This is a genomic window from Pseudomonas sp. 43NM1, from assembly GCF_002836905.1.
In the GTDB taxonomy this organism is placed as follows: Bacteria; Pseudomonadota; Gammaproteobacteria; order Pseudomonadales; family Pseudomonadaceae; genus Aquipseudomonas; species Aquipseudomonas prosekii.
The window spans coordinates 1-14,009 of sequence record NZ_MKGS01000177.1; the positions used below are offsets into that span (position 1 = coordinate 1).

Sequence of the window (14,009 nt, forward strand, 5' to 3'; positions counted from 1 at the left end):
GCGGTGGCCGCGTCAACGGCTACGGCCGTGATGCACAAGGCCTGCGCCAAGCCACCGAAGGCAGCGCAATGACCTTGTCGGTGGAAGGCGGTTTCCCGATTGGCCTGGGCGAAAACTGGGTGGTCGAACCGCAGGCGCAGTTGATCAATCAGCGCATCACCCTCGACACGCCGTACGCCGGCAACAGTAATGCGTCCTCCAGCGACCTGACGTCGTGGAGCGGCCGGGTCGGCGCGCGATTGAAAGGCAGTTACGACATTAACGGTTTGCCGGTCGAACCCTATGTGCGGACCAATTTGTGGCACACGGTGTATACGGGCAACACCTTGACGCTCGACCAGGTGGACAAGATCAGCAGCAGCCGCAAATCGTCGACAGTCGAGTTGGGATTGGGTTTGGTGGCGAAGGTCACGCCGGCGGTCAGCCTGTACGTCAGCGCTGATTACAGCAGTGATGTTGATGACAACGATTTGAATGGCTTGATTGGCAGTCTGGGCGTGCGCATGCGCTGGTGATCGGTTCGCTTGAAGAACGGCGTCGACTGGGCTGACGCTATCGCGAGCAGGCTCACTCCTACAGGTGGAATGGATTCCAATGTAGGAGCGAGCCTGCTGGCGAATGGCTCAGTCGGTGCAGTTGCGGATCAACCCTCCGGACGCAGGATCAGTACCGCCAGCGGTGGCAAGTTGAGCACCAGTGACAACGCCTGACCGTGGCTCGGCTCTTCCTCGGTGAACGCCCCGCCGCCATTGCCATAGTTGGAACCGGCGTAGGTGTCGGCGTCACTGTTGATCACCTCGCTCCAACGCCCGGTAAATGGCACGCCGATGCGATAAGCCTGACGCGGCACTGGCGTGAAGTTCGCCACCACCAGCACCGGGCGCCCGTCCTTGCTCCAGCGCAGGAATGCATAAACGCTGTTCACCGCGTCGTCGCCGATCAACCACTGGAAGCCCTGCGGCTTGTCGTCCTGATCGTGCAGCGCCGGTTCTTCGCAGTACAACCGGTTCAAGTCGCCGACCAGTTTCTGCACGCCTTTGTGCTCGGAGTACTGCAGCAGATACCAGTCAAGTTGCTGGTCGTGGTTCCACTCGCGCCACTGGCCAAACTCGCAGCCCATGAACAACAGTTTTTTGCCCGGATGCGCCCACATGAAACTCAGATAGGCGCGCAAGTTGGCAAATTTCTGCCAGCGATCGCCCGGCATCTTGTCGATCAGCGAATGCTTGCCGTGCACCACTTCATCGTGGGAAATCGGCAGGATGAAGCGCTCGGACCACGCGTACACCAGGCCAAAACTCAGCTCGCTGTGGTGATGCGCGCGGTACACCGGGTCCTGCTGGATGTAATGCAGCGAATCGTGCATCCAGCCCATGTTCCATTTGTAATCGAAACCGAGACCGCCCTGCTGGGTGTCCTGGCTGACGCCTGGCCATGCCGTGGATTCCTCGGCAATCACCAGCGCGCCGGGCGCTTCGATGTTGACCACGTCGTTGAGGTGACGCAAAAAGTCGATGGCTTCGAGGTTTTCGCGACCGCCGTGACGGTTCGGCACCCACTCGCCAGCCTTGCGCGAGTAATCGCGATAGAGCATCGAGGCCACGGCATCGACGCGCAAACCGTCAATGTGGAAATGCTTGAGCCAGTGCAGCGCCGAAGCGAGCATGTAGCCGTGCACTTCGGTGCGGCCGAGGTTGTAGATCAGCGTGTCCCAATCCTGGTGGAAGCCTTCCATCGGGTTGGCGTATTCATACAACGCCGTGCCGTCGAACTGCGCCATGCCGTGGGTATCGGTCGGGAAATGCGCCGGCACCCAATCAAGGATCACGCCGATTTCCGCCTGGTGACAGGCGTTGACGAATGCAGCGAAGTCATCCGGCGTGCCGTAACGCGCACTCGGGGCGAATTGCGACAGCAGCTGATAACCCCACGAACCGCCGAATGGATGCTCCATGATCGGCATCAATTCGATGTGGGTGAAACCCAGTTCCTTCACGTACGGAATCAGTCGGTCGGCCAACTCGTGCCAGGTGTACTGACGCGCGACTTCGCCGAGATCGTCCAACTCGCACTGCCATGAACCAGCGTGCAGTTCGTAGATCGACAGCGGCGCGCTCGGCAGATGCCGGTCAACGCGCGAGTTCATCCAGTCGTGGTCCTGCCAGTCGATGCTCAGCGGCGCCGCGACTTTCGACGCGGTGTCCGGCGGCATCTGCGTGGCCAGGGCCATCGGGTCAGCCTTCAACGGCAGAATGCCATTGGCGCCGAGGATTTCGTATTTGTACGCTTCGCCGGCCTTCAGACCGGGGATGAACAACTCCCAGACACCCGTCGGATGGCGCAAGCGCATCGGATGGCGGCGGCCGTCCCAGACGTTGAAATCGCCGACCACCGACACGCGTTTGGCGTTCGGCGCCCACACGGCAAAACGCACGCCGTCGACGCCATCGACGTTCATCAGTTGTGCGCCGAGGCACGAGCTGAGGTCACGGTGATTGCCTTCGGCAAACAGATACAAATCCATCTCGCCGAGCAATGGCCCGAAGCTGTACGGATCTTCCGCAACTTGCTCGCCACCGGCCCAACGGGTGCGCAGCAGGTACGGCTGGGCACGCTCGAAATGGCCGACAAACAACCCCGGCGTCTGCGTGGCTTCAAGACTGCCGAGCTCTTCGCCGGTGTCCTTGGCCAGCACCTGGACGCTCAAGGCGTCCGGCAAAAATGCACGAATGTACTGACCGCCGGCGTCGTCGCCGTGCGGCCCAAGAATTGAAAATGGATCGCGATGTTCGGCGCGTACCAGCGCGTCAATATCCCGCGCTCTGGGCAGCAACGCTTCTTTGTGTTGCCCCTGTTCCTTGTTCGAGAAACTCATGACTACTCTCCACCAAGATCGGAAAAGGGTTTAAGCCCACTCAATAACCCATATAAACCGTGCAACGGCACTGGCAGCCAAGTGGGGCGATTTTCCGCCTCATAAGCCACTTCATAGGCCGCCTTCTCCAGGCCGAACAACGCCAGCGCGGCGTCTTCGCCCTCAGGATCTTGCCACTCATGAGCAAGACTAGCTGCCGCCAGCCGATAAGCTTCGATAAATGCCTGTTGCGCTTCACTCAAATAGCGATCAGCAACGCGTTGCCGCGCGGCTTGGGCGTCGTCGGTGTTGTCGACGTTATGCACAATGATCGCCATCGCCGCTGCGTAATCAAACGAACGCAACACGCCGCTGACATCTTTATACGGGCTGTGTTTGCCGCGTCGCTCGCTGAGCGGCCGCGCCGGTTCACCCTCGAAGTCGATCAGGTAGGCATCGCCCTTGATCACCAGCACCTGGCCCAAATGCAAATCGCCATGGACCCGAATACGCAAACCACCCGCCGCTTTCTTGCCCAGGTCCTGGACATGGCTGAGGATGGTTTTTTTGTTTTCCAGCAACCGAGTGACCAATGCCTGGTCCGCCGGGTTCAATTCATTTTGATGCTGCTTAAGCAACTTCAACGAATGCTCAAGCTGCGCCGCCACATCTTTCGCCGAGGCCAGCGCTTCTTTCTGCGAAGTCACCTGCGGGGCGAAGTTCGGGTTATCGGTCGGCGCGGCCAGTACCTGGTGCATTTCCCCGAGGCGCTGGCCGAGCATGCCGGCAAAGTCCTTCAATTCGCCCAGAGCGTTGTAATGCTGCTCCTGCTCGGACATGGCGTTGGCCAGTTCGTCGCGCAGCGCTCGTTCGAGGTTGTTCTGGGTCCATTCCCACGCATCGCCCTGATTGCTCAAGTAGCCTTGGGCGATCATCAGCAGCGCGTCTTCGCCCTGCGCGTCGCGGCGAATAACCGAGCCGAGCAGCGGTGAAATATTGCTGAAATTGGCCTCGGTCAGATAAGCGCTCATTTCCAGTTCCGGGTGAACCCCGGAAGCGACTTTGCGGATCAGTTTCAGCACCATGCCTTTGCCGACCACGACCGAACTGTTCGATTGCTCGGCGGACAGGTAACGCACTTCCGACTCGGCATTGAGGCCAAGTTTTTCCAGTTGCGCGGTCGGTTCGAAACGAATCTCGCCTTCGCTGGAGGTCAGCACGGTGCTGGCCTGCATACCTTGAACCACCGCGCGAATGTAGGTTTCGAGGCTGAACGCGTCGGTGATCAAACCGACCTGACGCACGCGGCGTACCCGCGCCAATGCCAATTGATGCGGCAACGCCGGGCCAGCGTGGTCTTCAGCGATGAAACCGAACGGCAGTTGATAACGGCTGGTCTGGCCACCGCTGGTGACGTCGATTTCACTCAACAGCACCGGATGCTCCGGATCGCCGAAACGCACGCCGTAAGCGATTTCGACTTTCTCGATGGTCGCGTCCTTGCCGGCGAACCAGCGACGGTTCTGCAGCCAGTTCGGCAAGATGCCTTGCTCCAGCGAGCCGCGTGACGGCGCTTCGAGCAGTTCTTCCATGCGTTTTTTCAACACCAGAGTGGTGAAGTCCGGCAGGCTTTGCGCCGGTTCTACGTGCCAGCTGGGCATTTGATTCTCCGCTGCCAGTACGAACCAATAGAAGCCGTACGGCGCCAGGGTCAGGAGGAAATTCAACTGACCGATTGGAGGGAAAGCGTTACCGCCGAGCATCTCGACCGGAACCATGCCGGCGTACGCCGACAAGTCCAGCTCCGCTGCTTGCGCACTGCGCGAGACGTTGGCCACGCAGAGGATGATTTCGTGCTTGCCATCCTCGCCGGTGAACTCACGGGTGTAGGCCAGAATTCGGCGGTTGCTCGGGGAAAGCATTTTCAGCGTGCCGCGACCGAACGCTTTCGACTGTTTGCGCACGGCGAGCATGCGCCGCGTCCAGTTGAGCAACGAATGCGGGTCGCCGGCCTGGGTTTCGACGTTGACCGACAGGTAACCGTATTGCGGGTCCATGATCGGCGGCAGCACCAGGCTGGCCGGGTCGGCGCGGGAGAAACCGCCGTTGCGATCGATCGACCACTGCATCGGCGTACGCACGCCGTCGCGGTCGCCTAGGTAGATGTTGTCGCCCATGCCGATTTCATCGCCGTAATACAAAGTCGGCGTGCCCGGCATCGACAACAGCAGGCTGTTGAGCAACTCGACGCGACGACGGTCGCGTTCCATCAATGGCGCCAGACGTCGGCGAATCCCCAGGTTAATCCGCGCCCGACGGTCGGCCGCGTAGTAATTCCACAGGTAATCGCGTTCCTTGTCGGTGACCATTTCCAGGGTCAGCTCATCGTGGTTGCGCAGGAAAATCGCCCATTGGCAATTGGCCGGAATTTCCGGGGTCTGGCGCAGGATGTCGGTGATCGGGAAACGGTCTTCCTGGGCCAGCGCCATGTACATGCGCGGCATCAGCGGGAAGTGGAACGCCATGTGACATTCGTCGCCATTCAGGCCGACGTTGTCGGTGTCACCGAAATACAGCTGAGTATCTTCCGGCCATTGATTGGCTTCGGCGAGGAGCATGCGGTCCGGGTAGTTGGCGTCGATTTCGGCACGAATCTGCTTGAGGACGGCGTGGGTCTCGGGGAGGTTTTCGTTGTTGGTGCCGTCACGCTCGATCAGGTACGGGATCGCGTCCAGACGCAGACCGTCGATGCCCATGTCCAACCAATAACGCATCACCGACAGCACCGCTTTCATCACTTGCGGGTTGTCGAAATTGAGGTCCGGCTGGTGCGAGTAGAACCGGTGCCAGAAGTACTGGCCGGCGACCGGATCCCAAGTCCAGTTGGATTTCTCGGTGTCGAGGAAAATGATCCGCGTGCCGTCGTACTTTTGGTCGTCGTCGGACCAGACGTAGAAGTCCCGCGCCGCCGAGCCTTTTTTGGCTTTGCGCGCGCGCTGAAACCAGGCGTGCTGGTCGGAGGTGTGGTTGATCACCAGTTCGGTGATGACGCGCAAGCCGCGTTCATGGGCTTCGGCGATGAAGCGCTTGGCGTCGGCCATGGTCCCGTAATCGGCGTGCACGCCACGGTATTCGGCGATATCGTAACCGTCATCGCGACGTGGCGAAGGGTAGAACGGCAACAGCCAGATGGTATTGACGCCGAGGTCGGCAATGTAATCGAGTTTGGCGATAAGCCCGGGAAAGTCGCCGATCCCGTCGTTATTGGAATCGAAAAAAGATTTGACGTGTACTTGGTAAATAACCGCGTCCTTATACCAGAGCGGATCCTTGATAAACGTTGTGGCCTTGGGTTTCTTCGCCATTTGAAACTCCTGCTGAATTCAAAATTAACGCTGAGCCGTGCACTCCCTTGTGGCGAGGAGTCGTTGTAGCGAGAGGACTTGCCCCCGTTCGGCTGCTAAGCAGTCGCAATCCTGATAATTCGGTGCGACTGAAGGAACAGCGAGGGCCGCTTCGCAGCCCATCGGGGGCAAGCCCCCTCGCCACAGTCAAGAGGTCGTAATGCGCCAAATCCCGAACGGCTGGTGGGCCGGGTCGAGGCGTGTGGTCTGGTACTTGCCGTACCAGGTCCAGCGATGGCCGTTCATCAAGTCTTCGCCCTGGGTTTCTGCGTCATCCGGCAGGCCCATTTCCCACAGCGGCAACTCGAAAGTCGCTTCCTGGACGTTGTGCGGGTCAAGGTTGACCGTCACCAGAATGAAGTTGCTGCCGTCGGCACTGCGCTTGCCGAAATACAGAATGTTGTCGTTCCAAGCGTTGTAGATCTTCAGCCCCAAGTGCGTGTGCAGCGCCGGGTTCTGCCGGCGGATGCGGTTGAGCTGAGCGATCTCGGCAATGATGTTGCCCGGCGCATTGAAGTCGCGCGGACGAATCTCGTACTTCTCCGAGTCGAGGTATTCCTCTTTGCCCGGAATCGGCGCCGACTCACACAGCTCGAAGCCCGAATACATGCCCCAAAGACCCGAGCCCATGGTCGCCAGCGCTGCACGAATCAAGAAACCGGCACGCCCGGACTCGTGAAGAAACGCCGGGTTGATGTCCGGCGTGTTGACGAAGAAATTCGGCCGATAACACTCGGCCCACGGCGACTCATTCAGCTCGCTGAGATAGGTCGACAGTTCGTATTTGGTGTTGCGCCAGGTGAAGTAGGTGTAGCTCTGCGAGTAACCGACCTTGCCCAGGCGCGCCATCATTGCCGGGGTGGTAAAGGCTTCGGCGAGGAAGATCACTTCCGGGTGCAACGCGCGCACGTCGGCGATCAGCCACTGCCAGAACGGCAGCGGTTTGGTGTGTGGGTTGTCGACGCGGAAGATCTTCACGCCCTCCTGGACCCAGCCGACGACGATGTCGCGCAGCTCGACCCACAGGCCCGGAATCGCATCGGCGGCATAGAAGTCGACGTTGACGATGTCCTGGTATTTCTTCGGCGGGTTTTCGGCGTATTTGATCGTGCCGTCGGGGCGCCAGTTGAACCAGCCCGGATGCTGCTCCAGCCACGGGTGATCCTGGGAACACTGGATGGCGAAATCGAGGGCAATTTCCAAACCGTGCTCGGCGGCCGCGACCACCAGACGGCGGAAATCTTCGCGTGTGCCGAGTTGCGGGTGAATCGCTTCATGACCACCCTCGGCGCTGCCGATTGCGTACGGGCTTCCCGGATCATCAGGGCCGGCGGTCAGGGAATTGTTCGGACCTTTGCGGAAGCTGCGGCCAATCGGATGGATCGGCGGGAAGTACAGAACGTCGAAACCCATGTCCTGGATCATCGGCAGTCGCGAATGCACGTCGTTGAACGTGCCGTGACGTGCCTTGTCGTCGGTAATCGAGCGCGGAAACAACTCGTACCAACTGGCGAACTGGGCGATTTCGCGTTCGACGTCGACCGGGTATTCCTGGCTGATGCTCAGATAGGCGCGATGATCAGCCTCGGCCATCAGGTCGGCGCTACGTTGGTGCAAAAAAAGCGCAACCTGCTCGGTTTCGAGCAGCGCCGACAACTCATGGTGCAGGCCGGCCAGCTGTTCGCTGAGCTGACCTTCGGTGCGTTCGCTGGCGTGTTGCACCATCGTCCGGCCTTCTTGCAGTTCAAGGCTGACCGGGACGCGGGCGCTGTGTTTCTTTTCCAGTTCGTAGCAGAAGCTGGCGAATTGGTCGATCCACGCTTCGATGCAGAACAGATGGCGACCCTGGCGCTCGACGCGGAACTGGCCTTGCCAGCCGTTGTTGCCGAGTTCGCCCATGGTTTCGCTGTGCCAGGACTCTTCGCCCTCGGCGCGCCAGCGAATGCGCACGGCCAGTTTGTCGTGGCCGTCGGCGAAGACCTTGCTGGTCACCACGACGTCCTGGCCAACCACCGCTTTGACGGCGAACTGGCCGCCATCAAGGGTTGGCATGGTGTCTTCAATCGCTATGCGCGGCAATAAAAGCGCCTGCGACAGCGGCATGTGCGGGTTGTAACTGAGTTCGGTCGGTTTTTCAGCGATCATCGAGCATCTTTCCTTTACGCCCCAAGGACGCTCACGTGGCTAATGTTCATCCTCACGGGGCGGTCGGCCCGGAATGAACTCACTTAAGTTCCGAGCGACAGGCCTCGGTAAAGTTCACGCTGATTTGCGCGTGCATCGGTTGGAATCAAAAGCTTTAACCGCAGGTCAACACATCAGGTTGAAGAGAACCAAGCACGACTTACGCCATGTGCCACCAGGAGGCTTCACGATGACTATTCCCATCCCCGCTGAAACGCCTGATCCGAACATCGACACCCCGACCATCCCCGACACCGAACCGGCGCCGGTCCCCGAGCAAGAGCCGCCGGGCACCACCCCGCCACCTCGCCAGGATCCGCCGGACACCATGCCGCCGGTGATTGTTACCGAATAAAACCCGACCGATCGTTGCCATGCTCCGCGTGGGAATGATCGGTTCACATCACGGTTCGCGATTTTCTTCTTCGCTGTGATTGCGATCCACCAACCGCACCACCATCGGCATCAAACTGAAAATCCCCAACGCCAGTATCGTGCTGAGCACCGCCGTCGCTTCGCGGCCCATCCCCGCCGAGACACCAATCGCAGCGGTCATCCATAACCCGGCAGCCGTCGTCAGCCCTTGCACCTGGCCGTCCTCGCCATCGGTGTTTTTCAAAATGGTCCCGGCGCCGAGAAAACCAATCCCGGCGATCACTCCTTGCAACACCCGGCTCATCGCATCGGCCTGCGAGCCGGACATCTGCGGCACCAGCACAAACAGCGCCGCGCCCAACGCCACCAACATGTGCGTGCGCACCCCGGCAGCCTTGCCCTTGTGCTCGCGTTCAAACCCCAGAATCCCGCCCAGCAACGCCGCGATCACCAGGCGCACGGTGATTTGCGTCAGTTGTTTAGCGTCGCCAATGTCGGCGAACTCCGCTTGCAGCGTTACCCAGACTTCATGCCACCAGGCATCCATGACGCGGTCCTTGTGTAATTTCAGATAAGGCATGGACCGCGCCGACCATTAATCGGTTGCACAGAACGATGCTCGTCGCTTGCGCACTAACGTTTTAGTCTCCGTTGAAAAAAGGACATTCCCATGACCGTGCGCACTGATCCCGAAACCCAGGCCTGCTTTTTCACCCTTGATAATGGCGAAGAAATTCGCCTCGGCCCCGACGTCACTGTCATCACCGACTCGGAAAAAGCCATGTCCGCCGTCGAGCTCGACGGCCGACGCATTTACATCACCGAACGCGAAGCCGATGCATTGACCGTAGCAGGCGCGGTTGACGGTCGTAGGCATTTGAAAGCCACCGACGGTGATTCGGTGATTTGACTGACACACATCAAGAAACTCCGCGAGCGCCTGAGCTAGGCGCTCGCAGCCCGCTGCCGCAGGTGCATCGACCGGTGCATCAAGTTGTCGCACTGGCCTCGCAGAATTCCATCTGATCCGCTTTTTATTGCAATGCCTGAGTCTGTTCTGCAAACAGATCGCCGCTCATAGTGCACCGGCCTGATGGAGGCTGATGAGCGAACGACCATGAGCGAAAGAATCCCCGTCCGAACCGTAGAGAGCGCCCCGGCAGTCCAGCGCTATGAGCCTTCGCGTCCAAAGATGAAGGCCAAGTCCAGCGACAACCTGATCCACACCCGCAGCTTCACCGGCCTGTTTCGCAACTTGCGGATCAGCGGCGCCGGCGTACTGTTTCTCGCGTTCTTCGGCACGGTGTGGCTGAACTGGGGCGGCCGCCAAGCGGTACTCTGGGACCTCTCGGAAAGCAAATTCCACATCTTCGGCGCCACCTTCTGGCCGCAGGATTTCATCCTGCTCTCGGCATTGCTGATCATTGCCGCGTTCGGTCTGTTTGCGATCACCGTGTTCGCCGGCCGCGTCTGGTGCGGTTACACCTGCCCGCAGAGCTCGTGGACGTGGCTGTTCATGTGGTGCGAGAAAATCACCGAAGGCGAGCGCAACCAGCGGATCAAACTGCAAGCCGCGCCGTGGAGCCTGAACAAATTTCTCCGCCGTTCGGCCAAACATACGTTGTGGCTGAGCATCAGCCTGCTCACCGGGTTGACCTTCGTTGGCTATTTCACGCCGATCCGGCCGCTGGCCGAAGAGCTGCTGACCCTGCAAATGGCCGGCGTCAGCCTGTTCTGGGTGATCTTCTTCACCGGCGCCACGTACATCAACGCCGGTTGGCTGCGCGAGGCGGTGTGCATGCACATGTGCCCGTACGCGCGGTTCCAGAGCGTGATGTTCGACAAAGACACATTGACCATTTCCTACGACGTCGCCCGTGGCGAAAACCGTGGCCCGCGCAAACGTGATGTGAAACCGAGCGACGTCGGCCTCGGCGATTGCATCGACTGCCAGGTTTGCGTGCAGGTGTGTCCGACCGGCATCGACATCCGCGACGGTTTGCAGATGGAATGCATTGGTTGCGCGGCGTGCATCGATGCCTGCGATTCGATCATGGACAAAATGGGCTACGCGCGAGGCCTGATCAGCTACACCTCCGAGCACGAATTGCAGGGCGGCAAAACCCATTTGCTGCGACCTCGGCTGATCGGTTACACGGCGGTGTTGCTGCTGATGATAGGCGCGTTGGCCTTGGCGCTGGTCGAGCGGCCGATGGTCTCGCTGGACGTGACCAAGGACCGTGGCATGTTCCGCGAAAACAGCGCCGGCCAGATCGAGAACATCTACAGCCTCAAGGTCATCAACAAGACCCAGCAGCGTCAGGATTATCGGGTGAGCCTGGTCGATGGCGAGGGTTTCCAGTTGCAGGGTAAAACCGAACTGAGCCTGGCGCCGGGTGAGATTGTCGATGTGCCGGTGTCGGTGGCGATGACCACGGAGCGCCCGAGCAGCAGCTCGCAGACGCTCAGTTTCAGGATTGTCGACAGCGATCAACCGGATATCTACAGCGTGGCGCAGAGCCGGTTTGTTGCGCCGATGAACCGTTGAGCCCTTACAATCCACCCCTCACCCCAGCCCTCTCCCCAGAGGGGAGAGGGGGAAAGGGAGCCGACCTTCATGCTTTTCAAACCTGCGTTCGGCGTGATATCTCAGGTCGATGTCACTCTGCTTTTCAAACCTGCGTTCGGCGCGATATCTCAGGTCGATGTCACTCGAAAGAATACCTCGGTCAGTCCCCTCGCCCCTTTGGGGAGAGGGTTAGGGTGAGGGGCAAATCCCCCTGACACCCCCACACAACCACCCGGCAACAAGGCACTCGATGAAACGCTACGAAAAATTCGCCGATGACATCGCTGAACTGATCCGCTCCGGGGTGCTTGGCCCCGGTCAGCGGGTGCCGTCGGTGCGCTACGCCAGCCAGACTTACGGGGTCAGCCCGTCCACCGTGTTCCAGGCCTATTACCTGCTGGAACGCCGGGGCCTGATCCGTGCGCGGCCGCGTTCGGGTTACTTCGTCAACACCCACGCGCCGAGCCCGTTCTGCGAACCGGTGATCAGCAGCCAGGTCAACGAATCCACCGAAGTCGACGTCAGCGAACTGGTGTTCTCGGTGCTCGACTCGATCAAGGACCCGAACACCGTGCCATTTGGCTCGGCGTTCCCCAGCCCGACGCTGTTTCCGTTGCAGCGGCTGTCGCGCTCGCTGGCCAGCGCCGCGCGGGAAATGGACCCGCGCATGGTGGTCACCGACATGTCGCCGGGCAACCCGCAACTGCGCCGGCAAATCGCCCTGCGCTACATGGTCGGCGGGCTGATGCTGCCGATGGAAGAATTGCTGATCACCAACGGCGCGCTCGAAGCGCTAAACCTGTGCCTGCAAGCGGTGACCGAACCGGGCGACCTGGTGGCCATCGAAGCCCCGGCGTTTTACGCGAGCCTGCAAGTGCTGGAACGGCTGAAGCTCAAAGCGGTGGAAATTCCCGTGCACCCGCGCGATGGCATCGACCTCGGCGTGCTCGCGCAAACGCTGGAGCGCCATCCGATCAAGGCTTGCTGGTGCATGACCAGTTTCCAGAACCCGATGGGCGCGACCATGCCCGAGGCGAAGAAGCAGGAATTGGTCGAGTTGCTGCGCAGCCATCAGGTGCCGCTGATCGAGGACGATGTCTACGCCGAGCTTTATTACGGCCAGCAAGCGCCGAAACCGGCGAAGGCGTTCGACACCGAAGGGCTGGTGATGCATTGCGGTTCGTTCGCCAAAAGCCTCGCCCCCGGTTATCGCATCGGCTGGGTTGCGGCCGGGCGTTATGCGCAGAAAATCGAAAGGCTGAAACTGATGACCTCGCTGTGCGCCTCGATGCCGGCACAAGCGGCGATTGCCGATTACTTGCAACACGGCGGCTACGACCGGCACTTGCGCAAATTGCGTTACGCACTGGAAGAACAGCAAAGCGCCATGCTCGCGGCCATCGCGCGGTATTTCCCGGCGCAAACCCGCGTCAGCCAACCGGCCGGCGGCTATTTCCTGTGGCTGGAACTGCCGCCGCAGATGGATTCGTTGAAGTTGTTTCAGATGGCGTTGGCGCAAGGCATCAGCATCGCGCCGGGGCCGATCTTTTCACCGACGCAGCGATTCAGGAATTGTATTCGGCTGAATTACGGCAGCCCGTGGGATGAGGCTGCGGAGAAAGCGATGGAAACGCTGGGGCGGATCGTGCGTTCGTTCTGAGAGTCTTGTGTTGCCTGATCAATGGCTATCGCGAGCAAGCTCGCTCCCACAGGGGCTGAAGGTGTTCACAGATGATGTGTTCACCACAACTACTGTGGGAGCGAGCTTGCTCGCGATGGCGTCAGACCGGACAGCGCAGGGACTAGCGCCCACCGCCCAAATCGACAAACGTCCCGGTCGCGTACGAGGCCTTGTCCGACAACAACCAGACAATCGCTTCCGCCACTTCATCCGGGCGCCCGCCTCGGGCCATCGGGATGCCCGATTCCAGTTTGCTGACCCGGTCCGGGTCGCCGCTCAGGGCGTGGAAATCGGTGTAGATGTAACCCGGCCGCACCGCGTTGACGCGAATGCCCTCGCCGGCGACTTCTTTCGACAGGCCAATCGTGAAGCTGTCCAGCGCGCCTTTTGACGCGGCGTAATCTACGTATTCATTCGGCGAACCCAGGCGCGCCGCCACCGACGACACGTTGACGATGCTGCCGCCCTGCCCGCCATGCTTGGGCGACATGCGCAGCACTGCGTGCTTGGCGCAGAGGATCGGCGCCAGAACATTGGTCTTGAGGATTTTCAGGATGCGGAATTCGGACATTTCGTCGACCCGCGACTTGTGCCCGACGGTGCCGGCGTTGTTCACCAGCGCGGTAACCCGGCCCAGTTCGGTGTCGACACGGTGGAACAAGGCGACCACTTCGTCTTCGATGCTGACGTCGGCGCGAACCGCGATGGCCTGTGCGCCGAGGGCTCGGACCTGGTCGAGCACACGCTGCGCCGCTTCTTCGTCCGCCAGGTAATTGATGCAGATGCGATAGCCCTGCTCAGCGGCCAACAGCGCCGTGGCGGCGCCGATCCCACGGCTGCCTCCCGTGATGACCATGACTTTTTCCATGCTGACGATCCCCCGAATTCAAGCTTAAGCAGTCGGCGCCAAGAATAACCGCCATTCGCCGCTTTTGCATGACC

Annotated in this window: 10 protein-coding genes; 5 read left to right on the forward strand and 5 right to left on the reverse strand. The window is 60.3% G+C overall.

Annotated elements, in window-relative coordinates; translation table 11 throughout:
• Window positions 1-515 (forward strand): autotransporter outer membrane beta-barrel domain-containing protein (locus BI292_RS22690; protein WP_157831292.1); only part of this gene is annotated, 515 nt, incomplete at its 5' end.
• A 128-nt stretch (window positions 516-643) separates the two neighbouring features.
• Here BI292_RS22690 and glgB read toward each other — a convergent pair.
• The 3 genes from glgB to BI292_RS22710 all read right to left on the reverse strand — a co-directional run bounded on the left by glgB (window position 644) and on the right by BI292_RS22710 (window position 8,403).
• Window positions 644-2,875: a 1,4-alpha-glucan branching protein GlgB gene (glgB, locus tag BI292_RS22700; RefSeq protein WP_101209250.1), complete on the reverse strand. Its 2,232-nt coding sequence runs from the start codon at window positions 2,873-2,875 to the stop codon at window positions 644-646.
• A gap of 2 nt (window positions 2,876-2,877) precedes the next feature.
• Window positions 2,878-6,219, reverse strand: coding sequence for a maltose alpha-D-glucosyltransferase (gene treS / locus BI292_RS22705; protein ID WP_101209251.1), 3,342 nt, complete (start codon window positions 6,217-6,219; stop codon window positions 2,878-2,880).
• A gap of 186 nt (window positions 6,220-6,405) precedes the next feature.
• Window positions 6,406-8,403: an alpha-1,4-glucan--maltose-1-phosphate maltosyltransferase gene (locus tag BI292_RS22710; protein WP_101209252.1), complete on the reverse strand. Its 1,998-nt coding sequence runs from the start codon at window positions 8,401-8,403 to the stop codon at window positions 6,406-6,408.
• 229 nt (window positions 8,404-8,632) lie between these two features.
• On the opposite strand from BI292_RS22710, the gene BI292_RS28970 reads away from it, so the two are divergent.
• Entirely contained in the window at window positions 8,633-8,797 is a 165-nt protein-coding gene (locus BI292_RS28970; RefSeq protein ID WP_167370453.1) for a hypothetical protein, read from the forward strand.
• A 48-nt stretch (window positions 8,798-8,845) separates the two neighbouring features.
• Here the strand turns inward: BI292_RS28970 and BI292_RS22715 are convergent, their stop codons facing one another.
• Window positions 8,846-9,364 (reverse strand): MgtC/SapB family protein, encoded by a 519-nt coding sequence (locus BI292_RS22715; RefSeq protein WP_092280799.1) that lies wholly within the window; start codon window positions 9,362-9,364, stop codon window positions 8,846-8,848.
• 123 nt (window positions 9,365-9,487) lie between these two features.
• On the opposite strand from BI292_RS22715, the gene BI292_RS22720 reads away from it, so the two are divergent.
• The 3 genes from BI292_RS22720 to mapR all read left to right on the forward strand — a co-directional run bounded on the left by BI292_RS22720 (window position 9,488) and on the right by mapR (window position 13,046).
• A complete protein-coding gene (locus BI292_RS22720) occupies window positions 9,488-9,727 on the forward strand; it encodes a DUF3203 family protein (protein ID WP_092280797.1) in 240 nt (79 codons plus the stop codon).
• A gap of 207 nt (window positions 9,728-9,934) precedes the next feature.
• Window positions 9,935-11,365 (forward strand): cytochrome c oxidase accessory protein CcoG, encoded by a 1,431-nt coding sequence (gene ccoG / locus BI292_RS22725; RefSeq protein WP_101209253.1) that lies wholly within the window; start codon window positions 9,935-9,937, stop codon window positions 11,363-11,365.
• A gap of 271 nt (window positions 11,366-11,636) precedes the next feature.
• The gene (gene mapR / locus BI292_RS22730) at window positions 11,637-13,046 is read left to right on the forward strand and encodes a GntR family transcriptional regulator MpaR (protein ID WP_092280791.1); all 1,410 of its coding nucleotides are present in this window, start codon (window positions 11,637-11,639) and stop codon (window positions 13,044-13,046) included.
• 142 nt (window positions 13,047-13,188) lie between these two features.
• On the opposite strand, the gene BI292_RS22735 is transcribed toward mapR, so the two are convergent.
• Complete coding sequence (locus BI292_RS22735) at window positions 13,189-13,935, reverse strand: SDR family oxidoreductase (RefSeq protein WP_101209254.1); 747 nt, start codon at window positions 13,933-13,935, stop codon at window positions 13,189-13,191.
• Between the last annotated feature and the right edge of the window lie 74 nt (window positions 13,936-14,009).